Below are 23,444 nucleotides of genomic sequence, written 5' to 3' on the forward strand. Positions count from 1 at the left end.
TTTCCATAGCGGAAAAATACGCCAAGCTATTGCGATATCACAGCTCGACAATATTGATCGGCGCATCAAACGCGCTATGCAGGAAGGTCTTGGCAGCGATATTCTTCGTGAATTTTCCCGCAGTGTCGATCACGCAGAATTTTCCGACTTCGACTGTATCACCGATGGTCACGCCCGAGCCGAGCGTGACGTTGCTGCCGATTTTGGCGCCGCGGCCAACCAGCACGCCGGCGTCAATCCATGTCGAATTACCCACCTTGCTGGCGCTGCCGATATTGGCGCCGCTGCCGATGACCGTATTGAAGCCGATCTGGACGCCGTGGCCGATGATGGCGCCGGTGCCGATCATGGCATTTTCGCCGACGCTGGCAGTGCCGGCGACGATGGCGCCGGCGCACACCAGCGCCGGCATGCAGAAGCCGCGCTCTTTCAGCTTCGCCATCAGTTCGAAGCGGCGCAGGTTCAGGAACTGGTCGTCGTAGGCCGCGAAAGCGCTGGCGTTTGCGCTTGTCAGTCCATCCAGCACGCTCAGGTCAAAGGCATACGCAGCATCCTGGCACAGCGGCACCGGGATCAACTCCGTCTCTGGTTCTGTTTCATGCCATGCAGCCAGCGCTGCATCCAGGGCGGTGCCGCTGCCTATCACGAATTTAGAGCGCAATTTTTCCCTCCATGACATCCAGGTACCAGCGTTCAATGGTGCCATTGGCAAATTCGTAGTCCCCCAGCCTGGCTGACGGCGCCTGTGGATGCAATTGCTTCTGTACGTTTTGCATGACGTCCATATCTTCGCGCAACACGCGTTCCGCCGAAGTCATATGGGCGTGCAGCACGGCCGGCGAGGCGGCGTAGCGGTGCTTCTTCTTTGCCGTCACATAGTGCACCATGAAGTCGGTGCGATCAGCAGACACTGGAATATGGTGTTCGATGATGAAGGAGTAGCCGCCGTTGCCGGAAGCAATATGCAGGTTGGGGAAGGCCAGCCAATTGTAATACCAGTCCTTGTCGCCGTAGCGTTCCACGTTCTCGTGCCAGGAAAATGGCAGCACTTCCTGCATCGCCGTATCCGGGCCGCCGCTGCTGAAGCCGCGCATTCTGGCCATGGTCGCCGCGCGGTCGCCGGTATTCGGCGCGGGGGCTTTTTTGAAAGCCGCGACTCCTGCCTCGTCGATGCTGGCTCCGAACTTGACCTTTTGATAGAGTGATCGCGCATGCACGTAGCGCGGATGGTGGCCGTCGCGCAGGTTTTCGTAGGCGAGCTTCCAGTTGGCGTGCATGTCAAAAGTGGTGAACATTACTTCACCGTCGAAAGCTTCCGAGCATTGTTGCAGCGACGCCATGAAATCGGCGCCGAACTGTGCGCTGATCGGCATCGGCTGGCTGGACAAGTTGATGAATACCAGATTGCCTATGGTTTCCAGCGCAAAGCGCCGCAGATGCAGGCAAGCCCGTTCTTCAGGCGGGTAGCGGTAGATTTCTGTCTCGAATGGAATGTTGTCCGGCACGCCATCCTGGCCGTATCCCCAGCCGTGATAGGAACATACCAGTGGCCTGACGCCGTTGGCTTGGGTCTGCACCGGATTTTGCCGGTGCACGCAAAGGTTTTCAAAAGCACGCAGTTCGCCGTTGAAGTTCTGTACCACGATTGGAATTCCGCACAGCTTGCGCGTGATGAATGCGTTGTGCTTGGACAGCATCATCTTGAGGCCGATGAATTGCCAGAGCGGTTTGAAAAACAACTCGCGTTCGCGTTCGAACCAGTCTTGGTCGATATACGCTTGCGGAGGCATACGTGACAGCATTGAGATTCCTTATCCTGTGGAGCGCGTGGCTTTGCCGAATATGCGGACTGGAAAATCGAACAGAGGATCGATGAAGCTGCCGTCCGGCAGCGATTCCGCATAGGCGCCCGGCCGCTCAATCACACAATGGCGGCCCAGCACGACGCCGGCCGCGATCTTGACATCCGCGCCAAGCACGCAATGGGGGCCGATGCGGACATTGTTGCCGAGCGCGGCGCCCGGCCCGACCCATGTGCTGTTGCCGATCTGTACCCCACCGTCAATGCGGGCGCCGGCGCCGATAAAGGTGTTATTGCCGATGCGCACACCGGCTCCGATAATTGCGCCAGCGCCGATCCAGCAATTTTCGCCGATCTGGATGTCTGCTTCAACGATGGCATCGGGATGGACCAGCGTGGCACATTTGAATCCGCGCAAGCGGGCGCAGGCATAGGCGTCCAGCCGCGCATAGTTCAACGCGTTGTGGTCGATCGCGGCGAATACCCGCACTTCCGAAGAATCCAGGCCGTCGAGACAAGCGGCGACATCGGTTGTAATGTTGTCGGTGGTGGTCAGCTGCAACAAATGCAATGCTGGCCCGGCCTGGCCAGCATTTGTTTTGCCGTGAAGACGCGGCCAGGCGATGCTGGCGGCATCGAAAATGCTGCCGCAGCCGATCAGCGCCAGCGTTGCGTGTGTTCCGGCACTCATGTTACATCTCCCATCAGGCGCAGGTAGACATCGGCCACTTTGCGCAGCTGCGTTTCATAGGCGCCATGCCGGGCGGCTTTTCCGCCTGCATGCAGGCTGGCTTGCAAAGCTTCCAGCAGGACCTTGTCTTCGTTGAGGACGCGCACTTCACCTTTCAGATGACCCCAGAGGATGGCTGGCAGGGCATTGATATGCTGTTTTTCCCGGGCCGTGCACAGGGTAAGTCTTACTTCGCTGCGATCGGCAGCGATCGGATCGAATTGCTGTATCAGGAAAACCAGACCGCCGACCGTAATGAAATTGACGTTCGGGTAGATGAAAAAGTCGTGGAAAGTGTTGCCAGGCCCGTATTGATCCACCAGCGCATGCCACGGCCAGGGCCTGACGTTCATCGGAATCGCTGTTGCAAAACTCAGGCTGGAGAGCAGCGTATTCTCGACCGCAGTATCAACCGGCACCGCTGCCGGTTGTGCCGCATCGGCCTGGAGAAATGGCTGGAATGTGCGCGGATGGACATACGCCACATGGTTGCCATCCAGGACATTTTCGAAATTTAGTTTCCAGTTGTAGCGCGCGGGAATACGGGTATGGATGGCCTGCGGCGAAAAATGGCCGGACACTTCACTGAGCTGCCTGCGGAATTCCTCCGTGAACTGCTGCCCTATGGGAATCGGATTCTGGTCAACGTTGACGAATATCAGGTTGCCGATCACTTCCAGCGCGAATTCGCGCAGGCACAAGCTTGCCCGTTCTTCGGAGCTGAAGCGGTACAAGGTGTGTTCGTCCGGGATGTTCTTGGCGCAGCCCTGGCTGTCGTAGGTCCAGCCATGATAGCGGCAGGCTAGCCGGCGCTGACCGTATTCTTCTAGCTGCAAAGGCATCTGGCGGTGCGCGCATTGGTTTTCAAAGGCCTTGAGCGTACCGGCCATGTTCTGGATCACCAGCGGTATGCCGCCAATGGTACGGGTCAGGAAAGCGTCCGGCTCGGCCAGCAGCGTGCGCAGGCCGGCGAATATCCAGAGTTTGCCAAAAATCTTTTCCTGCTCGCGTGCAAAGACCGCCGGGTCGATATAGTGGCTGGCGTTTAGCGCAGACTGCATCATTTGAACCTGAAGCGTTTTGCGGGATTGCCGATGACAGTAATCCCGGGCGGGACGTTGCCGATGACAACGCTGCCGGCGCCGATAATGGCGCCGTCGCCGATTTTAACCCGTGGCAGGATAGTCGCGTGCGGATGAATCACTACGTCTTCGCCGATTTGCGCCCCGCCGCCGATGAAGGTAAAGCTGCTGACGGTGGAATACGAACCGATCGCCACGTCATAGCCGATGATGGTGTTCGACAGGACAGTCACGAAATTGCCGAGCCGGCTATCGGTGCCGATCGAGACATGCCGTTCGAACAGGCAGCCTATGCCTATGCTGGCGCGGTCTGCCAGCTCCAGATTCGGCCTCAGGATCATGAAGTCTGCACCTTGCTCAAGCAAGGACGCCGAATAGCGCCGTTTCATGGCAGGTTTGCCAAGTGCGCAAACAATACTATCCGGAGCCTGGTAGCGGTAAGTCAGCGGATCGCCGACCACCGGCAGGCCGCTGATCGGCGGCAGATCGGCGCGGCCATCAAGAAAGCCGCGCACCACCCAGTCTTTCAGGTGGGCCGGATCGGATTGCGCCAGCGCCGCCGTGTTGCGGCCAAAGCCGCCGGCATTGATGATGTACACATTTTTCATTTCAAGCTCTTAGTCGGAATAGAGAATGCCGCCATCCAGATTGAAACTGGTGCCGGTAATTTTTCGGCTCGCATCCGACAAGAAGTAAATCGCGGCATAGGCAACGTCTTCAGGCCGCCCCACGCCTAGTGGATATATTTTGTCCTGTTCATCCAGCCACTCGCGAGCATGATTAGTCATTGGTGTATTGACCAGGCCGGGGGATAGCGCATTGGCGCGGATGCCGCGTTTGGCGACTTCCAGCGCCAGGCAACGCATTAAGCCAATCAAGGCCGCCTTGGAGGCAGAGTAAGAACCGACGCCCACGGTTCCGGTATGGGCGGCGAGGGAGGTCATGAATATGATGGAGCCGCCATCGCGGAGGCTTTTTTGATAAAGCAATCGCTGCGTTAACAGAACTGGGGCATTGAAGTTTGTGGAAAGAATGTTGTTCAGGAAGGATTCACTGACCATTCTGACAGGCGACAGTCCGCGGATACCTGCTCCATGGACAACGCCATCAATTTGGCCAGCCTGTTCAACCAGTGCGTATAACTGTTTTTGATCAGTCAGGTCGGCGACCACACTGCGGTGATCGTTGCCGGGAAGTGCGGCCAATGTTTCATCGAGGCGGGCGGCATCGCGTCCACTGATGACCAGGCGAGCCCCTACCTGGGCACACTGGATTGCTACTTCGCGGCCAATGCCGCTCGATGCACCGGTGACGAGGACGGTCTTGTCCCGAAGATGGAAAGGGTTGTTGTTTATTGGATTCATGCTATGCCGCTCCTCTGGCGCGAAGAGAAAGACCGGCATCTATCACCAGGCTGCTGCGTGTCACCCAGCGGCTTGCTGGGGCCAGGAGAAAAGCGATGCTGTTCGCTACATCGGTGGCGCTGATGAGGCCAAGAGGCGCGAAATCGAGGTCTAGCGAGGACGTTCCCTGGAGATTTTCTAGCATTGGCGTCCCTACATAACCAGGAGAAACGCAATTCGCGCGGATTCCCCGCTTGGCATTTTCCAACGCTATGGTCCGTACCGTTGCAGTTAGTGCTGCTTTGACACCGGCATATATTCCAGTGGCTGACGGAGATATATGTTCAGCCCGGGCAGAGACAAAAACAAGGGAGGCATCGCCGTTGATTTTCTTCTTGGCCAGCAGGCGTTGGGTCAACATTACCGGCGCTTCGTAATTGACAGAAAACATGGTGTGCAAGTGCTGCTCAGACACCATTCGCATCGGGACCAATGCTGCTATGCCAGCGCTAAACACGGCGCCATCCAATGGTGGTAAGGCATCGACCAGGGTGTGCCTTGCATTTACATCGGTCAGGTCGCCAGGGATCACTACATGCCCGCCGCCTGCAAGTGAGGCATGGGCATCATTCAGGCGCTCGACATTACGACCGCAAAGCACTACGGTTGCACCGAGTTCTGAACACAACACGGCAGTAGCGCGACCAATGCCGGAAGATGCGCCAGTTACCAGAATAACTTTATTTTGGAGGCTGAAAGGCGAGTCGTTCATATTTCAATCAGTTCAGGAAATTTCGCGTCATCCAAATTGACGATGCAACTACCCCAGGACAGGCCAATGCCAAAGCCTGATAACAAGATACGTTTTGGCCCGTCTTGCAATGAATCACGGATACGCGCAGTCATGGTCACCGGTATGGAAGCGCCGCTGGTGTTGCCGAAATCGTGCAAGGTTGACGGAACTTTTTCCACAGGCAAACCAAGTTTCTTGCGTATGGTTTCATTGATCATGCGATTGGCCTGATGGAATAGAAAGTAATCGATCTGATCCGATGTTGTGCCGGCATATTCGAGCAGGCGATTGACTGCCGGCGGCACCTGTTGTGTAGAAAAACTCAGCACTGCCGGGCCGTCGAGAATCAAATCCGCAGGGCGCCGCAATATGCCCTCTTCGTCTTTGTGGGGAATCAAATGGTGAACGCCAACGGGTTCACGATGCCCTCCTACCGGCAGAATGATTGCACGATAGCCACTGCCGTCGCTGTTGAGGTCGAAGTGCATCGGTGGTGCGCCAGGACTGTATTCGAGCGCGGTGGCAGTGCCGGCATCGGAAAACAGCGGGTCGATCACTGTTGCAGCCTTGTCGCCGACCAGCACCAGGCCCTTCTTGATGGTGCCGGCCGAGATCATGCATCCCAGGATGTAAAGTGCGAAGGGATAACCGGAGCAGCCCAGGTTGACGTCAAAGGCGATGGTTGCCTTGGTCAGTTTCAGTCTGTCCTGCAAAATAATCGCCGTCGCCGGAATTAAGTAATCGGGAGATTGCGTCACCACGATCAGGGCGTCAACCTCTTCGCGCTGCCAATTGACCTCATCCAGCAGACGCTCCGCCGCCACGAAAGCCAGGTCGGAGAAGCATTGCCATTCCGGGCATATGCGGCGCTGGAATATGCCGATATTGCGCACCAGGCGTTCGCGGCCTGATCGTATCTGGGGCGGGCAATCGTCGACGTTGGAAATAATGCGCTTGGGGACGCAAGTTGTCATTCCTACGTATTTGACATTGCTTAGGGTGGACTGAGTCATGGTCGCTTAGCTAACCAGTGCGTAGATGTCATTGATGACAACGCATGTAGCCAGGTTGTCGCCGGTGATGGTCTTGCTGTACTCCATGTCGCACATGACGATAACGCCCAAAGCCGCCAGGGAATCCCATTCTGGCAAACTACGCAATTCGGTGGATCCGGTGATTTCTACCGGCTCCTGGAAATCCACTGCGCTATTAAATTTTTCAATAAACTGTTCAATCGTATCCATATAGTTCTCAGGTGACATGTTGTAAAAGAGGGTTGAGCGAGACTGAGTGTTGCACAGCAGCCACAACTGACTCGATCTGGGCATTGCTCATGTCGATAAAAAACGGCAGTCCGATGAGGTCGGTTGCGACTGCTTCGGCATGCGGGGTCGGCAGGACGACTATTTCGCCGATTTCCGGGGCATGCCGGTGCAACAAGGGCTGGTACCAGCGCCGCGTGGCAATGCCCTGTTCCCGGCAGAGCATTTCGAGATGCGTACGCCTAGCTTCAGAACCCAGTCGAATGCAAAAAGTAGTTGCGGCATTCGGCACGGGGCCCGTCTGCCAGGTCAGTTCTTCGCCGCAGGATTGCTCCAGATTCCTGCGGTAACGCTGATACAGGCGCTGCCGCAAAAGTGCTTGTTGGTCCCAGTTATCCAGGCTCGCCAGTCCGACCGCGGCATGGAATTCAGACAATTTGGCGTTGGTGCCGGAAGACGACAGGTAGCCGACCGGGACTCCTGAATTTGGATCCAGGTTGATCCCGAAATTGCTCATCTGGCAAACCAATGCGTTAATCGACGCATCGCCGGAGACGATAAAACCGCCTTCGCCGGCCGGCAGCGATTTTGTGGCGTGCATGCTGAATACCACTGGAATATCGCCAGAGTCAAGCCATTGGCTGCCAAAGGCCGCGGCGGCGTCGATGACGATGCGGACACCGCTTTGCCGCTGGAATTCGCTCCAGTCCCGGGTATTTTGCGGATGGCCGAAAGTGGCGACAACCACTGCCGCACGAGCGCCGCTAGCCTTGACGGCGGCAGCGGCGATCTCTGGCGTCAAGAGCCAGTTGTTCGGATCAATGTCTGCAACGACGGGAATGTGGCCGGCGCTGATGATGGCCGTAATCGTCGCGACGAATGTAAGCGCAGGCACCAGAACCAAGGAGCCCGCGGGCAAATTCAACGCCTTGAGTGTCAATTCGATGCCGAGAGTGGCGTTACTTACCGTGGTGACGTGCAGCGGCATCCTTGCGTGCGCCGCGAAGCGCTGCAGCAGGCGGGCTTCCAGTTCCTTCACCAGAGGGCCGAAATTCGTGTAGTGGCGCGCTTCGTCTATCCGCTCCAGGTAGGGCCAGAGCGCTGACCGGTCTGGAACCGTGGGGATCAATAACGGCACTTGAATAGGCGCTGCATTCATTATTTATTAATTAAACAAGTTTTGCTCATGGTTCGAATGCAATGCGCCCAGTCGTTTGTAATAAGCTGTAATTTAGAATGCGGTAAATTAATCAGGCAGTATACCTGTAGCCTTGGGGCAATTTCCCATAATATCGGCCGCGCTTGCAATTAATTTTATCTGCCGACGGGGCCATTTCCTCGTTTGCATCAATGCATCAGGAAGTAGGGAATCACCCTGATTTCGAGATTAAACCAACAGCTTGGCCCTACAGGTGATAGTCAATGCAGCGTCGGATCTTCGTCAAAATCTATATTTCGTATCTGATCGTCATCGCTGCGGCCCTTAGCCCTTTCTTGGCATTTTCCTTGGTGCGTGGCGCCGGTTTTCACGATAATCAGCGCATCGTCGAAGTTTTTTGTGCCGCTTTGAGCGGAATTCTGGCGGCCGCTTACCTGTTGCGCAACAACTCTATCAAGCGGCTCAGCGATCGTTTGCCGATTTGCTTGCTGGCGTTGTTTTTTCTGCTTGGTGCGGTGTCCGGCGTTTTTGCTTATGGGCCGCGATATGCTTTTCTTGAATGGGCAAATTTTCTGTTGTTGTTCGCAATGTCTGGCTTGGTCGCGTCAGAACTTGCCATCAAGGGCGATGCTTTGCTGGATCAGATATTGCGTTTGTGCGGGCTAGGGTGCGGGTTTTATATTCTGATCGAAATCGTTATTTATGCGGTTTTGATCCGACACGGCGGCCAGCCTTCGAATGCATGGCTTCTTTTCGGCTTTGACAACTATCGGTTTTTCAATCACGTCCAGACAATTTCCCTGCCGCTGCTGGGTTTGCTGGTATGCCGCAATAACTACGGCAAGAAAAATATACTTCCTTGGCTTGTCGCTTCGATATGGTGGACGCTACTTTTTGTCTCCGCCGGACGCGGCACTTTCATTGGCTTGCTGGCCGGCCTGTCTGCGAGCTTGTTTTGCCTGCGAAGAGATGCGTGGCCGTGGTGCCGAGTGATGTTATGGTCGGCGCTGATCGGCCTGGGCGTCTACCTTCTGTTTTATGTATTGGTCCCGTTATCGCTGGGTCTGCAACCGTTCGGCTTTTTGTTTTCGGTGATCGGCCGCACCATCGAGAATCCGGACTCCAGTCGCTGGCCATTATGGGTGCGCGCATGGGAGATCATGCTGGCGCATCCATGGCTGGGAGCCGGGCCATTGCATTTCGCTCATTTTGGACGCGATGTGCAGATTGGCGCGCATCCGCATAATTGGGTGCTGCAGATCGCTTGCGAATGGGGTATCCCCGCCTTGTTTTGTCTGGTGTCAGCGATTGCGATTGGGTTCAGGAGTCTGCTGGCGACACGTCAATATCTGGGGGCGGCCGACGTAAAAAATCAAGCGACGCTGGCTGCGTGGATTGCTACAGGCGTGGCAATCCTGGTGGACGGTCTGGTGTCCGGCTTGATAGTGATGCCCACCAGTCAGTTGTGGATTGCTCTTTACGTCGGCTGCGCCTGGGGCTGGATTGTTTCGATAACACCGGTGCGGGATAAAGCGGTGGTGCGCCTGACCATGCCGATCAGAATATGTGGATTAGTCGTTATGCTGGCAGCCATCTATTTTCTCGCCAACGGTTTGTGGCCGGAAATACTCAACTTGCCTTTGCATGAAGAGCAAAACCTGCAAAAAAATATCTACGCGAATCCAGCTTACCGTCCGCGGGTTTGGCTTGGAGGCTTTTTTTGACGACAGACTTGTCCGTGCATCAATCGGCCACCCAATCCCCCGACTTGCCGCCATGCTTTTCCATCACCCGTACATCGGTAATCACCATTCCCCGGTCCACAGCCTTGCACATGTCATAAATAGTCAGCAAGCCGATCTGCACAGCAGTAAGCGCTTCCATTTCCACGCCGGTCTTGCCTACCGTTTCCGCCTGCGCATGACAGCCAATGCTGGAAGCACCTTCATCGATACTGAAATCAACCGTCACCCGCGTCAATGCCAAAGGATGGCAAAGAGGAATCAGGTCGCTGGTCCGTTTGGTCGCCATGATGGCGGCAATGCGCGCAATCCCCAGTACATCGCCTTTTTTTGCCGTGCCCGATTGGATCAACGCCAATGTTTCGGCCTTCATGCGGATGCAGCCGCTGGCGATGGCGATGCGGTGGGTGTCGTCCTTGCTGCCGACGTCGACCATGTGGGCCTGCCCGGTTGAGTCGAAGTGAGTCAGGTTGGCTGCTGGCGGGTTTTTGTTGGTCATGGCGATATTTTCTGTAGATGGTGCAGTCAGGCGTGACCCGGATTTTAGCCGGCTGGCGCCATTTGCTGAATGTGGAACAATTATCCTCTGTTAGTATCATAGCATCGTGATTTTGACACCAGCCAGCACTCGATGATGCGACCCATGCAATTTCCACTGCGGACACTATTGGCGGCGCTGCTAAGCGTCTGTTGCGCCTTGCCGCCTATGCCTGCAAGGGCGGTGCAAAACCTGCCGACGCTGGGCGACAGCTCGCGGGAATCGCTGTCGCCGCTGATGGAGCGCAAGCTGGGCGAGGAGGTCATGCACGATATCCGGCGCGATCCGGATTACATGAACGATGCGCCGCTGCTGGAGTACCTGAACACCTTCGGCTGGACTCTGGTCGCGGCGCGGCCTGAAGTGCGCGGCGAGGCGGGTTTTGATTTCTTTTTCTTTGCGGTGCGCGATCCGGTCCTGAATGCGTTTGCCCTGCCGGGTGGCTTCATCGGCGTGCATTCAGGCTTGCTGCTGGCGGCGCAAAGCGAATCGGAGCTGGCTTCGGTGCTGGCGCATGAAATCGGCCATGTGGCGCAGCGCCATATCGCGCGCATGCTGGGCAGCCAGAAGCAGGATTCGATGATTGCCCTGGCGGCGATGCTGCTGGGGGCGCTGGCGATGCGCGGCAGCGGCGATGCCGGCGCGGCGGTGATGATGGGCGGCACCGGGCTGGCGATGCAGCGTCAGTTGAACTTCAGCCGCGATGCCGAGCGCGAGGCGGACCGTATCGGGCTGTCGATCCTGGATGCGGGTGGCTTTGACACCAGTGGCATGGTGGCGTTTTTCGGCCGCATGCAAACGGCTTCGCGCAATTATTCGGACGCTGTTCCGCCGTATCTGCTGACGCATCCGCTGACCAGTGAGCGTATCGCTGACATCGAAGCCCGAATCCGCGAGCAGCGTTACCGGCAGCATGCCGACAGCCTGGATTTCCAGTTGATACGGGCGCGGGTAAGGGTGTTGCAGGACGATACCGAGCAGGGCCGGCGCGAGGCCCAGTATTTCTTCGATTCGCAGCTCAAGCAAAACACCAAGCAGCAGATTGTCGCGGCTAAATATGGCATGGCTTTCCTGGCGTTCAAGCGGGAGGATTATGGCCAGTCGGAGCAGTTGCTGCAGGAAGCCGTCGCCGCCGCGGCGCCGGCCAAGCAGAGCCTGGTGCTGACGGATCTGGGAATAGAAATCATGCTGGCGACCAAGCGCGAGGCGGAGGCCTTGACGTTGGTGCAGCAGGCGCAGCTGCAATATCCTTTATCGCGCGGGCTCGCTCATCAGTATGCGCGGGTCTTGATTGCTTCCAAGCGTTTGGATGAAGCGACCAAGTATCTGCGCGAGCAGGCGCAGCTGTACCGGCAGGATGCGGATGTGCAGGATTTGCTGGCCCAGGCGTATTCGGCGCAGGGCAAGCGGGCTTTGCAGCATATGGCTTTGGCGGAGTCTTATGTGTTGACGGGGAGTGTGCCGGCGGCTTTGGATCAGTTGAAGATTGCGCGGAATTCTCCGGATGCAGAATTTTATGATCAGTCGATGATCGATGCGCGGGAGCGGGAGTTGCAGGAGCGGTGGAAGGATGAGTTGAAGGCTTCCAAGGAACGCTAGTGTTTCGGGTGTGTGCTTCGTGGGCCGTCAATCGGGGTCAGAGTAATTTACGACGATGAGGCTGTCGTAAAAAAACTCTGACCCCGATTGACTACGGTTGTCTTGGTTTTGGTACAAAACCAAAAACTGAGGCGATGTTTTTTGTTGCGATTCTTGTGACTGGTATTGTTGCTTCTGCCTGCTGCAAAGTCAGGGTGCGCTGATCTGCGGGTGTTGCCAGCCATTCCAGTAATGTTTCGTCGCTTATGGTTTCTCCATCCATGCGCAGCTGCTCCAGACATTGCGCCAGGTCGCGGTCGTCGACTACGGCTATCTGGCCCGGTGCGGCCAGCAGCAACCTTCCTTCTTCGGTCAGCATGACGGCATCGATTGCCGACATGGCTTCGCCGGTCTGCAAGACAAAACCCAGCAGCGGATCGGTATGGACGATGTAGGGCGTCAGCGCCAGGTCCACATAGACCCGTTGCGGGCCGTTCTGGAAATACCAGCAGCCTTGCTCATCTGCCTTGTAGTTGCGGTTGATGAAGCCGACCAGCGCGGTGTGCATAATCTTGTCGCCGGGCAGGTTCTGCTTTTGCGTCTGTTCATCGCGCATGCGCCAGGCGCCGCGGGCGTCGAGCGCCAGCCAGCCGTAGCAGTGCGGGACGTTGGGCCATTTCTGCATGGCTTGCAGGACGATCTGATCCATCTCAGCCTTCCTGCAAAAAGCGCAGCATGCGCTGCGGCAGCCAGTCGAGGCGGCCGGGCGGGCTGCCGACGGCGAAGCCGACGTGGCCGCCTTGTTCCGGATATTCCAGCGTGACGCTGGCGGCAGCTTTCGGCGGCAGGTGGCGCGGCGGCAGGAAAGGGTCGTTCTTGGCGTTGAGCACCAGCGTCGGTATCGTAATGTCGTTCATCACCAGCTTGGCGCTGGCGCGGTGCCAGTAATCTTCGGTGTCGCGGAAGCCGTGCAGGGGCGCGGTGACGATGTTGTCGAATTCGTAGAGGTCGCGCGAGCGCAGCATTTTCTCGCGGTCGAACAGGCGCGGGAACTGCTGCAGCTTGTCGAGCGACTTGCTCTTCATGGTGCGCAGGAACGAGCGGGTGTAGACCATGTTGAAGCCGTGCGACAAGGCTTCGCCGCCGCCGGCCAGGTCGAGCGGCGCCGAGATGGCGCAGGCGGCGTCGACGATCTTGGCTTCATTCTGCGATTCGCCCAGCCAGCGCAGCAGCGCGTTGCCGCCCAGCGAGACGCCGGTGGCGTAGAACTTTGTGAACTGCTTTTCCGCGCGGCTGGCGGCCAGCCGTCGCAGGATCCAGTCGACTTCCTCGGCGTCGCCCGAATGATAAAAGCGCGGCGCCTGGTTGATTTCGCCCGAGCAGCCGCGGAAGTGCGGCACCGCGCCGGACCAGCCCAGCTGGGCCAGCTGCGCCATCAGGGCGCGGCTGTAGTGGCTGTCGGAAGAACCTTCCAGGCCGTGGAACAGCACCACCAGCGGTTGCCCGGGCTGGCCGTCGACGAAATCGATGTCGATGAAATCGCCGTCCGGCGTATCCCAGCGCTCACGGCGGTAGGCGACTGCTGGCTTGCTGATGCAGGTGGCGGGGTAAATGGTCTGCAGATGGCCGCCCGGCAGCCAGAGCGGCGCCGGATAGGAAGCAGGGGAGATCGAAGAACTCATACGAAAGCTATATACCTATACTGGGGTAAACACCACACCTTAATGCAGAGTGGCGCTCGACACCGTTTCTTCCGGTGCTGCGCCCGGGGCAACCGAGGCATGATGCAGCACGATGCGCCAGCCGCGCGGGGTTTTCATGTAAACATTGGTGGCCAGGATGTGCATCTCGCGGTCGGCGTCGCTGGCCTGGTGCAGCTCTTCCACCAGGTTGTGGATGCTGGTCGACATATTATGGGTGACATGCAGCTGCCGCGCGCGGATATGCACGCCACCGCGTTCAAACAGGGCTTCGAAGGCGGCCCGGATCGCTGCGTGGCCATGCAGCCGCGGCGCATTCGGATGGACGCAGACGATCTCGTCGTCATCCGCCCAGAGCGCCATCATGGCCTCGATGTCGGCGCGGCTCATGGCGTCGTAAAAAGCGGTTTCGGTTTCTTCTGCTGAACCGTGCATAAATTTGACATGCGGCATATTGCCTCCCTACTCACCCGGATTGAACCACTGGCACAACGCTTTGGCAGCATCAAAAAAGGGAGCCACGCTCCCTTTTCGATCAGTGTCCTGCGACGACTGCGCCCGGTTTCAGGCGGTACTGCGTGCCGCAGTAGGGGCATTTGGCGCTGCCGCTGCTGTCCAGGTTGAGGAATACGCGCGGATGCGAGGACCAGGTCGGCATCAGCGGGTTGGGGCAGTGCGCCGGCAAATCCTTGCCGTCGAGTTCAACTACTGCTTGCGGGCTTGTTGCTGTGTTCATTTACTTCTCCAGATTGACAGATGCGCTAACTTGTAAAAACCGGCTTACTTTCCAACCATGGTAAGCCAGTGTTGATATTTGTCCGACTTGCCAGCCACCACTTCAAAAAACATGGACTGGATTTTTTCGGTGATGGGGCCGCGCTTGCCTTCGCCGATGCTGCGGTTGTCGAGTTCGCGGATCGGCGTGATTTCCGCCGCGGTCCCGGTGAAGAAAGCTTCGTCGGCGCAATACATTTCATCGCGGGTGATGCGTTTTTCGATGACTTCGATGCCGCTGTCGCGCACCATGGTCAGCACGGCGTCGCGGGTAATGCCGTCCAGGCAGGAAGCCAGGTCGGGCGTATAGATCTTGCCGTTCTTGACGATAAAGACGTTTTCACCGGAACCTTCGGAAACGTAGCCGTCGGTGTCCAGCAGCAAGGCTTCGTCGTAGCCATCGGTCAGCGCTTCCTGATTCGCCAGGATGGAATTGATGTAGTAGCCGCTGGCCTTGGCGCGCACCAACGAGACGTTGACATGGTGGCGGCTGAAGGAGGAGGTCTTGACGCGGATGCCTTTCGCCAGGCCGTCTTCGCCCAGGTAAGCGCCCCACGGCCAGGCTGCGATCGCGACGTGGATGGTGTTGCCCTTGGCGGCGATGCCGAGCTTTTCCGAGCCGATCCAAATCAGCGGCCGCATGTAGCAGGATTCCAGCTGGTTTTCACGGACCACGGCGACCTGGGCGTCGATCAGGGTTTGCAGATCGTAAGGCACCTGCATCTGGAAAATCTTGGCCGAGTTCAGCAGACGCTGGGTATGTTCCTTGAGGCGGAAAATCGCCGGGCCCTGATCGGTCTTATAGGCACGCACGCCCTCGAACACCGCCATGCCGTAATGCAGCGAATGGGTCAGAATATGGATGTTGGCGTCGCGCCAGTCGATTAATTTGCCGTCTTTCCAGATCTTGCCGTCGCGGTCATCCATGGACATGTTCAAATCTCCAGTCATCGAATAAATGAAATCAGAATTAATGAGCGTTGCGTTTTACCAGCTCATTTATTATTTAATGCATAACAACGCCATGCTGGCCGCTAATATCAGCGGGCAGCGATGCAACAGAACTATTTCATCTGTTCTTAGAGCGTAAAGTGACATTTTAACGGATTCAATGGGCCCTACTCTGTAGAATATTGGTTTCAGCCATATGTCGTTTGCGCCGCGTCAGCCGCCGAAAACGGTGTTTTGACAGTGGCTGCTGGAGTAAAATAGCGGCTTTTCCTCACCAATATTGTCTGATCGACATGAAATTCAATCGACTAAGCGATTTGATCGCGCAACACCAGCTGCAAGGCAAACGTGTTTTTATCCGCGCCGACCTCAATGTGCCGCAAGACGCTACGGGCAATATTACTGAAGACACGCGCGTGCGCGCTTCGGTGCCGGCGATTCGCCAGGCGCTGGATGCCGGCGCCGCGGTGATGGTGACATCGCACCTGGGCCGTCCGACCGAAGGCGAGTTCAAGCCGGAAGATTCGCTGGCGCCTATCGCCAAACGCCTGGCGGAACTGCTGGGCCAGCCGGTCGAGCTGCGCCAGAACTGGGTCGACGGCGTGGAAGTGGCGCCAGGCCAGGTGGTCTTGCTGGAAAACTGCCGCGTCAACATGGGCGAGAAAAAGAATAGCGACGAGCTGGCGCAAAAGATCGCCAAGCTGTGCGATATCTATGTCAACGACGCATTCGGCACCGCGCACCGGGCCGAAGCGACTACCCACGGCGTCGCCAAATTTGCGCCCGTGGCCTGCGCCGGCCCATTGCTGGCGGCGGAACTGGATGCCCTGGGCAAGGCGCTTAACCAGCCGGCACGGCCGCTGGTGGCGATCGTCGCCGGCTCCAAGGTATCGAGCAAGCTGACTATATTGAAGGCGCTGGCCGACAAGGTCGATAACCTGATCGTCGGCGGCGGCATCGCCAACACCTTTTTGCTGGCAAGCGGCCTGAAGATCGGCAAATCGCTGGCCGAGCCGGACCTGGTGGACGAAGCCAAGGCGATCATCGAGATGATGGCCAAGCGCGGCGCCTCGGTGCCGATTCCGGTGGATGTGGTGTGCGCCAAGGAATTTTCGCCGACTGCCGCGGCAACGATCAAGAAAGTCAGCGAAGTCGAAGACGACGACCTGATCCTGGATATCGGCCCGCAGACAGCGGCGACGCTGGCGGCGCAGATCGCCCAGGCCGGCACCGTGGTCTGGAATGGCCCGGTCGGCGTGTTCGAATTCGACCAGTTCGGCGAAGGCACCAAGACGCTGGCGCTGGCGATTGCCGGTTCCAATGCGTTCTCGATTGCAGGCGGCGGCGATACGCTGGCGGCGATCGCCAAGTACCAGATTACCGACAAGATTGGCTACATCTCCACCGGCGGCGGCGCCTTCCTGGAATTCCTGGAAGGCAAGACCTTGCCGGCGGTTGAAATTCTGCTGCAACGCGCTGCTTAATCTCCTTCTCGGCGATTTCCAGCTGCGAGTCGGACAGTTCGGCCGCTTGCGTCCTGCCTGTCCTGGTGTTTGTTCATGTTTGTGCTGAAAGGTTTTCCATGCAAAGAGCTACCAAGATCGTCGCCACCATCGGACCTGCATCGAGCGATGCTGACACACTGGCGCGCATGTTCGTCGCCGGCGTCGATGTGGTGCGCCTGAATTTTTCGCATGGCAAGGCGCAAGACCATATCGACCGCGCCGCGCTGGTGCGAGAGGTGGCTGCGGCCTGCGGCAAGCAAGTCGCGATCATGGCCGATTTGCAGGGACCGAAGATCCGGGTCGGCAAGTTCGAGCAAGGCAAGATCGAGTTGAAGAACGGCGAAAAATTCATTCTCGACGCCGATTGCGGCATGGGCGGCCAGGACCGCGTCGGCCTCGATTACAAGGCGCTGCCGCGCGATCTCAAGCCGGCCGACGTGCTGTTGCTGAACGATGGCCTGATCGTGCTGGTTGTCGAAAAAATCCTCGGCAATGAAATCCACACCATCGTCAAGATCGGCGGCGAGCTGTCCAACAACAAGGGCATCAACCGCCAGGGCGGCGGCTTGTCGGCGCCGGCGCTGACCGCCAAGGACATGGACGACATCAAGACCGCCATGAGTTTCCAGGCCGATTATGTCGCCGTGTCCTTCCCGAAGAATGCTACCGACATGGAAATGGCGCGCCAGCTGGCCAACGTCGCCGGCGAAGCCTACGACCACAAGCCGATGATGATCGCCAAGATCGAACGCGCGGAAGCGATCCCGGTACTGCAGGAAATCCTCGATGCCTCCGACGGCATCATGGTGGCGCGCGGCGACCTGGCGGTGGAAGTCGGCAATGCCGCCGTGCCGGCGCTGCAAAAGCGCATGATCCGCATGGCGCGCGTCTCCAACAAGCTGGCGATTACCGCAACGCAGATGATGGAATCGATGATCGTCAATGCCGTGCCGACTCGCGCCGAAGTGTCCGACGTCGCCAATGCCGTGCTGGACGGCACCGACGCCGTGATGACTTCCGCTGAAACCGCTTCCGGCAAATATCCGGTGGAGACGGTGGAAGCGATGTCGGCGATCTGCCTGGAAGCCGAGAAATCGGAAGATTGCAAGCTGGACGCCGATTTCCTCAATGTCCGTTTCACCCGCGTCGATCAGTCGATTGCCTACGGCGCCTTGTTTACCGCCCACCATCTGCGCGTCAAGGCGATTGCCGCCCTGACCGAGTCGGGTTCGACCGCGCTGTGGATGAGCCGTCACAATATCGATATCCCTATTTTCGCCATCACCCCGAGCATCGCTACCCAGCGCAAGGCCGCTCTGTACCGCAATGTGCAGACTTTCGAGCTGGCCAAGTCGAACGACCGCGAAGCGGTGTTGAAGGCCGCGCAGAATCTGCTGCTGGCCAAGGGCGTGGTGCAGCTGGGCGATCTCGTGGTGGTGACATGGGGCGAACCTATGGGCCAGATCGGCGGCACCAATGCGCTGAAGATCATGAAGATCGGCGAGTATTGATTTCGCTGGAGCAGACTCGGTACGGCAACGCATGCCTTACCTGAACGCTGTTCCGTTACAAGTTTCTATTATCGGAGTACAACATGCCTCTCGTATCCATGCGTCAATTGCTGGACCATGCTGCTGAAAACAGCTACGGCCTGCCTGCTTTCAACGTCAACAACCTGGAACAGGTCACTGCCATCATGCAGGCCGCCGATGAAGTCGGCGCGCCGGTCATCATGCAAGCCTCTGCCGGCGCCCGCAAATATGCCGGCGAAGCCTTCCTGCGCCACCTGATCGAAGCCGCGGTAGAAGCTTTCCCGCACATCCCGGTCGTCATGCACCAGGACCACGGCCAGTCGCCGGCAGTCTGCATGGCAGCGATCAAGTCCGGCTTCACTTCGGTGATGATGGACGGTTCGCTGATGGAAGACGGCAAGTCGGTCGCCAGCTACGAATACAACGTCGAAGTGTCGCGCAAGGTGGTCGAGTTCTCGCACGCCATCGGCGTCACCGTGGAAGCGGAACTGGGCGTGCTCGGTTCGCTGGAAACCATGATGGGCGACAAGGAAGACGGCCACGGCGCGGACGGCAAGATGACCCGCGAACAGCTGCTGACCGATGTCGCGCAAGCCGCCGACTTCGTCAAGCTGACACAATGCGACGCGTTGGCGATTGCCATCGGCACCTCGCACGGCGCCTACAAGTTCTCGCGCAAGCCGACCGGCGACATCCTGGCGATCGAACGCATCAAGGAAATTCACACCCGCATTCCTAACACCCATCTGGTGATGCACGGTTCGTCGTCGGTGCCGCAGGAACTGCTGGCGGAAATCCGCGAATTCGGCGGCGACATGAAAGAAACCTACGGCGTGCCGGTGGAAGAGATCCAGGAAGGTATTCGTCATGGCGTGCGCAAGATCAATATCGATACCGATATCCGCCTGGCCATGACTGGCGCGATCCGCCGCTACCTGATGGAAAACCCAAGCAAGTTCGATCCGCGCGATTACCTCAAGCCGGCGCGCGAAGCAGCCAAGGCTGTGGTCAAGGCCCGTTTCCTGGCGTTCGGCTGCGAAGGCCAGGCTGCCAAGATCAAGCCGGTGTCGCTGGAAAAGATCGCTGAGAAATACAAGAAGGGCGAGCTGGCGCAGATCGTTCAGTAATATATTCACTAATAAGCAGTGTGGTACCGGCGCCAGGCAAGGCTTGGCGCAATAACTTACCAGGCGCAGGATGATGCTTACATCGTTCTCTGCCTGGTTTTCTGACTTTTGGAATAACCATGACAAGCCTCTATCAATCCACCATTACCTCACTGCCATTGCTGGGTCGCGGCAAGGTGCGCGAAAACTATGCCGTCGGTGAAGACAAGATCCTGATCGTCACCTCCGACCGCTTGTCGGCTTTCGACGTCATCATGAACCAGCCTATCCCGGGCAAAGGCAAGGTCTTGAACCGCATGTCCGATTTCTGGTTCGACAAGCTGGCGGCGATTGTGCCTAACCACCTGACCGGGATTGCGCCGGAATCGGTTGTGGCGCCGGATGAGGTGGAGCAGGTGCGCGGCCGCGCGGTCGTGGCGAAACGCCTGCAGCCGATCATGGTCGAGGCGGTGGTGCGTGGTTATATCATCGGTTCCGGCTGGAAGGATTACCAGGCCACCGGCGCCATCTGCGGCATCAGCCTGCCGGCGGGTTTGCAGCAGGCTGCCAAGCTGGCCGAGCCGATCTTCACGCCGGCGGCCAAGGCCGAGATGGGCGAGCATGACGAGAACATCAGTTTTGCCGACATGGAAAGCCGTATCGGCAAGGAACTGGCCGAGAAGATCCGCAGCGTCAGCATCGAACTGTACAAGACCGCAGCCGACTACGCGGCGACGCGCGGCATCATCATCGCCGACACCAAGTTTGAATTCGGTCTCGACAAGGACGGCGTCCTGCACCTGATGGACGAAGTGCTGACCGCCGATTCCTCCCGCTTCTGGCCGGCTGCCAGCTACCAGGTCGGCATTTCGCCGCCATCGTTCGACAAGCAGTTCGTGCGCGATTACCTGGAAACCGTGACCAGCTGGAACAAGACCGCGCCAGCGCCGACGCTGCCTGACGACGTGATTGCAAAAACCGGCGACAAATACCGCGAAGCTTTATTCAGCCTGACCGGCGAAACGCTGAAGGATTGATGATGAGCAAGGACACTGTGGATCAGTTGGCGGCCAAGCCGGTCATCGGCATCGTCATGGGCTCTTCTTCCGACTGGGATGTGATGCAGCACGCGGTCGCCATCCTCACCGAGTTTGGCGTCGCTCATGAAGCGCAGGTGATATCGGCGCACCGCATGCCGGACCAGATGTTCGCCTACGCGGAAAGCGCGCGCGAGCGCGGCCTGCGCGCGATCATCGCCGGCGCCGGCGGCGCTGCCCACCTGCCGGGCATGATTGCTGCCAAGACCATCGTGCCGGTGCTGGGCGTACCGGTGCCTTCCAAGTATCTGCGCGGCGAAGATTCCTTGCTGTCGATCGTGCAGATGCCGAAAGGCATCCCGGTTGCCACCTATGCCATCGGCGAAGCAGGCGCAGCCAATGCAGCGCTGTCCGCCATCGCCATGCTGGCCACCACCGACCAGGCGCTGGCCGACAAGCTGCTGGCCTTCCGCGCCAAGCAGACGCAGATTGCCCTTGATATGAAATTGCCACCGGTATGAGCAGTATGGAACACAAACCGCACGACTCCATCGCTCCGATTGTTCCAACCACAACGCCGCCAACCTGGCTGGGCGTGATGGGCGGCGGCCAGCTGGGCCGCATGTTCACCCATGAAGCGCAAGCCATGGGCTACAAGGTGGCGGTGCTGGAACCAGAACAGGATTGCCCGACCGGACACGTCGCCGATCGCCATTTCCTGGCCGACTACAGCGATGCGGTCGCCCTGGGCGAGATGGCCAGCCTGTGCGCGGCGGTCACCACCGAGTTTGAGAACGTCGCCGCCGACAGCCTGGCGCTGCTGGCGCAGAACAGTTTTGTGGCGCCGGCCGCGGCCAGCGTGTCGGTGGCCCAGGACCGCATGGTAGAAAAGCGCTTCTTCACTGCCTGCGCCAAAGAGTCCACGGTATTGCCGGCGCCGCATCAGCTGATCGCATCGGCAGCCGATATCGGCCAGGTGCCGGCCGATCTGCTGCCTGGCATCTTGAAAACCGTCCGCCTCGGTTATGACGGCAAGGGCCAGGCGCGGGTCCGCACCCTGGATGAGCTGCGCGCGGCGTTCGCCGGCATGAACGGCGTGGCCTGCGTGCTGGAAAAGATGCTGCCGCTGGCGTATGAAGTTTCGGTGCTGGTAGCGCGCGGCGCCGATGGCAAAGCGGTGGTCTATCCGATTGCCGAAAACGTCCATCGCGACGGCATCCTGTTCACCACCACGGTGCCAGGGCCGAATGTGTGCGATGAAACCGCCAAGCGCGCGCAGCATGCGGCGCTGGTCATCATTGAGCAGCTGGCGTATGTCGGCGTGCTGTGCATCGAATTTTTTGTCTTGCAAGACGGTTCGCTGGTGGTCAACGAGATGGCGCCGCGTCCGCACAATAGCGGCCATTACACCATGGATGCCTGCGTCACCAGCCAGTTTGCGCAGCAGGTGCGGGCGATGGCGCGCATGCCGCTGGGCGATACCCGCCAGCATTCGCCGGCGGTGATGCTGAACATCCTCGGCGATGTCTGGTTTGACGGCGCTAACGATCAGGCGCGCGAACCGGCCTGGGACAAGATCCTGGCGCTGCCGGCAGCGCATCTGCATTTGTACGGCAAGGCGCAGGCGCGCCGCGCCCGCAAAATGGGGCACATCACCTTTATCGCCCCGACCCTGGCCGAAGCGCAGCAGCAGCTGGCCGCGGCCTGCGCCATTCTCGGCATTGCCGCCTGAATGAAGCACGCCATGACGGACGCGACTATCGACATGCAAGCCATCAAGCTGGCGGCGCGCAAGCTGGAAGCGGGCCAGCTGGTGGCGTTTCCAACCGAAACGGTGTACGGACTGGGAGCGGATGCCGAGAATGCGGCGGCGGTCGCCAGCATCTATGCCGCTAAAGGGCGTCCTTCCAATCACCCGGTCATCGTCCATGTGGCTCCGGAAGCCGACATCAGTTATTGGGTTGACGCCATTCCGCCACAGGCGCACGCGCTGATCGCGGCGTTCTGGCCGGGACCGCTGACGCTGATTCTGGAGCGTGCGGCGCATATCCCGGCGCAGGTTTCGGGCGGCCAGAGTTCGGTCGGCTTGCGCTGTCCTTCGCATCCGGTGGCGCAGGCCTTGCTGCGCGAATTCAAGGGTGGCAAGGGCGGTATTGCCGGCCCCTCGGCCAACAAGTTCGGCCATGTCAGTCCGACTACCGCGCAGCACGTGCGCGACGAGTTCGATACCGACGGCGACAGTCCCATCGCCTGCATCCTGGATGGCGGTCAGAGCGAAGTCGGGATCGAATCGACCATCATCGATCTATCGCGCATGGCGTCGCACGGGCCGGTGCTGCTGCGGCCCGGCCATATCAGCGCTGCGCAAATCGGCGCGGTGCTGGGAGTTGCGGTGCAAGCCGCGGATGCTGCCGCGCCGCGCGCTTCCGGCACGCTGGAGTCACACTATGCGCCGCGCACACCGGTGCTGCTGGTGGCGCCGTCGCAACTGGCGGCAACGCTGCTGCAACTGCACCAGGCAGGACAAAGCCTGGCGCTGATCTCTTATTCGCCGGCCGCCGTGGCTGCCGGCGGCTCGCCGCTGGCGGCGCAATGCGCCATGACTGCGGCGCCGCAGCCCTATGCCCACGATCTGTATGCTGCGTTGCGCAACATGGATCACGCGGCTGCTGATCTGATTGTGGTCGAAGCTCCGCCATCGGATCCGGCCTGGCAGGGAATTAATGACCGTTTGCGCCGCGCCGCCCATGATTCCTCTGCCGTCCTGGCGGGTTTTAAAACGGGTTTCAAAAAATAATTGCGGTAAAAAAG

25 protein-coding genes are annotated in these 23,444 nt (G+C 58.8%); 9 read left to right on the forward strand and 16 right to left on the reverse strand.

Annotated features, from left to right (window positions below):
- Positions 1-37: 37 nt before the first annotated feature.
- The 10 genes from AC07V8_RS14755 to AC07V8_RS14800 form a co-directional block, all read right to left on the reverse strand.
- Positions 38-661, reverse strand: coding sequence for a hypothetical protein (locus AC07V8_RS14755; RefSeq protein WP_494678865.1), 624 nt, complete (start codon positions 659-661; stop codon positions 38-40).
- Positions 651-1,802, reverse strand: a complete 1,152-nt coding sequence (locus AC07V8_RS14760; RefSeq protein ID WP_494678866.1) for an aromatic ring-hydroxylating oxygenase subunit alpha — start codon at positions 1,800-1,802, stop codon at positions 651-653. The genes AC07V8_RS14755 and AC07V8_RS14760 overlap by 11 nt, the downstream gene beginning before the upstream one ends.
- A 9-nt stretch (positions 1,803-1,811) precedes the next feature.
- Complete coding sequence (locus AC07V8_RS14765; protein WP_494678867.1) at positions 1,812-2,492, reverse strand: DapH/DapD/GlmU-related protein; 681 nt, start codon at positions 2,490-2,492, stop codon at positions 1,812-1,814.
- On the reverse strand, positions 2,489-3,592 hold the full coding sequence (locus AC07V8_RS14770) for an aromatic ring-hydroxylating oxygenase subunit alpha (RefSeq protein ID WP_494678868.1): 1,104 nt from the start codon (positions 3,590-3,592) through the stop codon (positions 2,489-2,491). The genes AC07V8_RS14765 and AC07V8_RS14770 overlap by 4 nt, the downstream gene beginning before the upstream one ends.
- Positions 3,592-4,221: an LbetaH domain-containing protein gene (locus AC07V8_RS14775; RefSeq protein ID WP_494678869.1), complete on the reverse strand. Its 630-nt coding sequence runs from the start codon at positions 4,219-4,221 to the stop codon at positions 3,592-3,594. The genes AC07V8_RS14770 and AC07V8_RS14775 overlap by 1 nt, the downstream gene beginning before the upstream one ends.
- A 9-nt stretch (positions 4,222-4,230) precedes the next feature.
- Positions 4,231-4,977, reverse strand: a complete 747-nt coding sequence (locus tag AC07V8_RS14780) for an SDR family NAD(P)-dependent oxidoreductase (protein ID WP_494678870.1) — start codon at positions 4,975-4,977, stop codon at positions 4,231-4,233.
- Position 4,978: 1 nt separating this feature from the next.
- The gene (locus AC07V8_RS14785) at positions 4,979-5,728 is read right to left on the reverse strand and encodes an SDR family NAD(P)-dependent oxidoreductase (RefSeq protein WP_494678871.1); all 750 of its coding nucleotides are present in this window, start codon (positions 5,726-5,728) and stop codon (positions 4,979-4,981) included.
- On the reverse strand, positions 5,725-6,642 hold the full coding sequence (locus AC07V8_RS14790) for a ketoacyl-ACP synthase III (RefSeq protein WP_494678872.1): 918 nt from the start codon (positions 6,640-6,642) through the stop codon (positions 5,725-5,727). Before AC07V8_RS14790 ends, AC07V8_RS14785 begins: the two co-directional genes overlap by 4 nt.
- 126 nt (positions 6,643-6,768) lie before the next feature.
- On the reverse strand, positions 6,769-6,993 hold the full coding sequence (locus AC07V8_RS14795) for an acyl carrier protein (RefSeq protein ID WP_494678873.1): 225 nt from the start codon (positions 6,991-6,993) through the stop codon (positions 6,769-6,771).
- 7 nt (positions 6,994-7,000) lie between these two features.
- Positions 7,001-8,170 (reverse strand): DegT/DnrJ/EryC1/StrS family aminotransferase, encoded by a 1,170-nt coding sequence (locus AC07V8_RS14800; RefSeq protein ID WP_494678874.1) that lies wholly within the window; start codon positions 8,168-8,170, stop codon positions 7,001-7,003.
- A gap of 263 nt (positions 8,171-8,433) precedes the next feature.
- On the opposite strand from AC07V8_RS14800, the gene AC07V8_RS14805 reads away from it, so the two are divergent.
- The gene (locus AC07V8_RS14805) at positions 8,434-9,894 is read left to right on the forward strand and encodes an O-antigen ligase family protein (protein WP_494678875.1); all 1,461 of its coding nucleotides are present in this window, start codon (positions 8,434-8,436) and stop codon (positions 9,892-9,894) included.
- Positions 9,895-9,913: 19 nt separating this feature from the next.
- Here the strand turns inward: AC07V8_RS14805 and moaC are convergent, their stop codons facing one another.
- Positions 9,914-10,411, reverse strand: a complete 498-nt coding sequence (moaC, locus tag AC07V8_RS14810) for a cyclic pyranopterin monophosphate synthase MoaC (protein WP_494678876.1) — start codon at positions 10,409-10,411, stop codon at positions 9,914-9,916.
- Positions 10,412-10,555: 144 nt separating this feature from the next.
- Here moaC and AC07V8_RS14815 point away from each other — a divergent pair, with 144 nt between their 5' ends.
- Complete coding sequence (locus AC07V8_RS14815) at positions 10,556-12,049, forward strand: M48 family metalloprotease (protein WP_494678877.1); 1,494 nt, start codon at positions 10,556-10,558, stop codon at positions 12,047-12,049.
- Positions 12,050-12,140: 91 nt separating this feature from the next.
- On the opposite strand, the gene AC07V8_RS14820 is transcribed toward AC07V8_RS14815, so the two are convergent.
- The 5 genes from AC07V8_RS14820 to AC07V8_RS14840 all read right to left on the reverse strand — a co-directional run bounded on the left by AC07V8_RS14820 (position 12,141) and on the right by AC07V8_RS14840 (position 15,435).
- Positions 12,141-12,737: a DUF2946 family protein gene (locus AC07V8_RS14820; RefSeq protein ID WP_494678878.1), complete on the reverse strand. Its 597-nt coding sequence runs from the start codon at positions 12,735-12,737 to the stop codon at positions 12,141-12,143.
- 1 nt (position 12,738) lies between these two features.
- Positions 12,739-13,710 (reverse strand): YheT family hydrolase, encoded by a 972-nt coding sequence (locus AC07V8_RS14825; protein ID WP_494678879.1) that lies wholly within the window; start codon positions 13,708-13,710, stop codon positions 12,739-12,741.
- Between the two features lie 39 nt (positions 13,711-13,749).
- A complete protein-coding gene (locus AC07V8_RS14830; protein ID WP_211445001.1) occupies positions 13,750-14,181 on the reverse strand; it encodes a YybH family protein in 432 nt (143 codons plus the stop codon).
- Positions 14,182-14,263: 82 nt separating this feature from the next.
- Positions 14,264-14,464 carry a zinc-finger domain-containing protein gene (locus AC07V8_RS14835; protein WP_494678880.1) on the reverse strand — a complete coding sequence of 67 codons (201 nt, stop codon included), beginning with the start codon at positions 14,462-14,464 and terminating at the stop codon, positions 14,264-14,266.
- A 44-nt stretch (positions 14,465-14,508) separates the two neighbouring features.
- A complete protein-coding gene (locus AC07V8_RS14840) occupies positions 14,509-15,435 on the reverse strand; it encodes a branched-chain amino acid transaminase (RefSeq protein ID WP_494678881.1) in 927 nt (308 codons plus the stop codon).
- A 311-nt stretch (positions 15,436-15,746) separates the two neighbouring features.
- Here AC07V8_RS14840 and AC07V8_RS14845 point away from each other — a divergent pair, with 311 nt between their 5' ends.
- The 7 genes from AC07V8_RS14845 to AC07V8_RS14875 all read left to right on the forward strand — a co-directional run bounded on the left by AC07V8_RS14845 (position 15,747) and on the right by AC07V8_RS14875 (position 23,430).
- Positions 15,747-16,937 (forward strand): phosphoglycerate kinase, encoded by a 1,191-nt coding sequence (locus AC07V8_RS14845; RefSeq protein ID WP_494678882.1) that lies wholly within the window; start codon positions 15,747-15,749, stop codon positions 16,935-16,937.
- A gap of 98 nt (positions 16,938-17,035) precedes the next feature.
- Positions 17,036-18,469, forward strand: a complete 1,434-nt coding sequence (pyk, locus tag AC07V8_RS14850; RefSeq protein WP_494678883.1) for a pyruvate kinase — start codon at positions 17,036-17,038, stop codon at positions 18,467-18,469.
- Between the two features lie 83 nt (positions 18,470-18,552).
- Positions 18,553-19,617 (forward strand): class II fructose-bisphosphate aldolase, encoded by a 1,065-nt coding sequence (gene fba / locus AC07V8_RS14855; RefSeq protein ID WP_211445006.1) that lies wholly within the window; start codon positions 18,553-18,555, stop codon positions 19,615-19,617.
- Between the two features lie 119 nt (positions 19,618-19,736).
- A complete protein-coding gene (locus AC07V8_RS14860) occupies positions 19,737-20,633 on the forward strand; it encodes a phosphoribosylaminoimidazolesuccinocarboxamide synthase (RefSeq protein WP_494678884.1) in 897 nt (298 codons plus the stop codon).
- Positions 20,634-20,635: 2 nt separating this feature from the next.
- Complete coding sequence (gene purE / locus AC07V8_RS14865; protein WP_061943874.1) at positions 20,636-21,154, forward strand: 5-(carboxyamino)imidazole ribonucleotide mutase; 519 nt, start codon at positions 20,636-20,638, stop codon at positions 21,152-21,154.
- A gap of 5 nt (positions 21,155-21,159) precedes the next feature.
- A complete protein-coding gene (locus AC07V8_RS14870) occupies positions 21,160-22,365 on the forward strand; it encodes a 5-(carboxyamino)imidazole ribonucleotide synthase (protein WP_494678885.1) in 1,206 nt (401 codons plus the stop codon).
- Positions 22,366-22,377: 12 nt separating this feature from the next.
- Complete coding sequence (locus AC07V8_RS14875) at positions 22,378-23,430, forward strand: L-threonylcarbamoyladenylate synthase (RefSeq protein ID WP_494678886.1); 1,053 nt, start codon at positions 22,378-22,380, stop codon at positions 23,428-23,430.
- Positions 23,431-23,444: the final 14 nt, after the last annotated feature.

The sequence above is a fragment of the Collimonas sp. GW821-FHT02H07 genome (assembly GCF_059421505.1).

Bases quoted from the DNA above. Each gene is read 5' to 3' on its own strand.
- AC07V8_RS14815 (WP_494678877.1), top strand. From the start codon at position 10,556: ATGCAATTTCCACTGCGGACACTATTGGCGGCGCTGCTAAGCGTCTGT.
- purE (WP_061943874.1), top strand. From the start codon at position 20,636: ATGAGCAAGGACACTGTGGATCAGTTGGCGGCCAAGCCGGTCATCGGC.
- AC07V8_RS14830 (WP_211445001.1), bottom strand. From the start codon at position 14,181: ATGCCGCATGTCAAATTTATGCACGGTTCAGCAGAAGAAACCGAAACC.
- AC07V8_RS14800 (WP_494678874.1), bottom strand. From the start codon at position 8,170: ATGAATGCAGCGCCTATTCAAGTGCCGTTATTGATCCCCACGGTTCCA.
- AC07V8_RS14765 (WP_494678867.1), bottom strand. From the start codon at position 2,492: ATGAGTGCCGGAACACACGCAACGCTGGCGCTGATCGGCTGCGGCAGC.
- AC07V8_RS14870 (WP_494678885.1), top strand. From the start codon at position 21,160: ATGGAACACAAACCGCACGACTCCATCGCTCCGATTGTTCCAACCACA.
- AC07V8_RS14760 (WP_494678866.1), bottom strand. From the start codon at position 1,802: ATGCTGTCACGTATGCCTCCGCAAGCGTATATCGACCAAGACTGGTTC.
- AC07V8_RS14770 (WP_494678868.1), bottom strand. From the start codon at position 3,592: ATGCAGTCTGCGCTAAACGCCAGCCACTATATCGACCCGGCGGTCTTT.
- AC07V8_RS14775 (WP_494678869.1), bottom strand. From the start codon at position 4,221: ATGAAAAATGTGTACATCATCAATGCCGGCGGCTTTGGCCGCAACACG.
- AC07V8_RS14785 (WP_494678871.1), bottom strand. From the start codon at position 5,728: ATGAACGACTCGCCTTTCAGCCTCCAAAATAAAGTTATTCTGGTAACT.
- AC07V8_RS14845 (WP_494678882.1), top strand. From the start codon at position 15,747: ATGAAATTCAATCGACTAAGCGATTTGATCGCGCAACACCAGCTGCAA.
- pyk (WP_494678883.1), top strand. From the start codon at position 17,036: ATGCAAAGAGCTACCAAGATCGTCGCCACCATCGGACCTGCATCGAGC.
- AC07V8_RS14820 (WP_494678878.1), bottom strand. From the start codon at position 12,737: ATGGATCAGATCGTCCTGCAAGCCATGCAGAAATGGCCCAACGTCCCG.
- AC07V8_RS14835 (WP_494678880.1), bottom strand. From the start codon at position 14,464: ATGAACACAGCAACAAGCCCGCAAGCAGTAGTTGAACTCGACGGCAAG.
- AC07V8_RS14825 (WP_494678879.1), bottom strand. From the start codon at position 13,710: ATGAGTTCTTCGATCTCCCCTGCTTCCTATCCGGCGCCGCTCTGGCTG.
- fba (WP_211445006.1), top strand. From the start codon at position 18,553: ATGCCTCTCGTATCCATGCGTCAATTGCTGGACCATGCTGCTGAAAAC.
- AC07V8_RS14860 (WP_494678884.1), top strand. From the start codon at position 19,737: ATGACAAGCCTCTATCAATCCACCATTACCTCACTGCCATTGCTGGGT.
- moaC (WP_494678876.1), bottom strand. From the start codon at position 10,411: ATGACCAACAAAAACCCGCCAGCAGCCAACCTGACTCACTTCGACTCA.
- AC07V8_RS14840 (WP_494678881.1), bottom strand. From the start codon at position 15,435: ATGTCCATGGATGACCGCGACGGCAAGATCTGGAAAGACGGCAAATTA.
- AC07V8_RS14875 (WP_494678886.1), top strand. From the start codon at position 22,378: ATGACGGACGCGACTATCGACATGCAAGCCATCAAGCTGGCGGCGCGC.
- AC07V8_RS14795 (WP_494678873.1), bottom strand. From the start codon at position 6,993: ATGGATACGATTGAACAGTTTATTGAAAAATTTAATAGCGCAGTGGAT.
- AC07V8_RS14805 (WP_494678875.1), top strand. From the start codon at position 8,434: ATGCAGCGTCGGATCTTCGTCAAAATCTATATTTCGTATCTGATCGTC.
- AC07V8_RS14780 (WP_494678870.1), bottom strand. From the start codon at position 4,977: ATGAATCCAATAAACAACAACCCTTTCCATCTTCGGGACAAGACCGTC.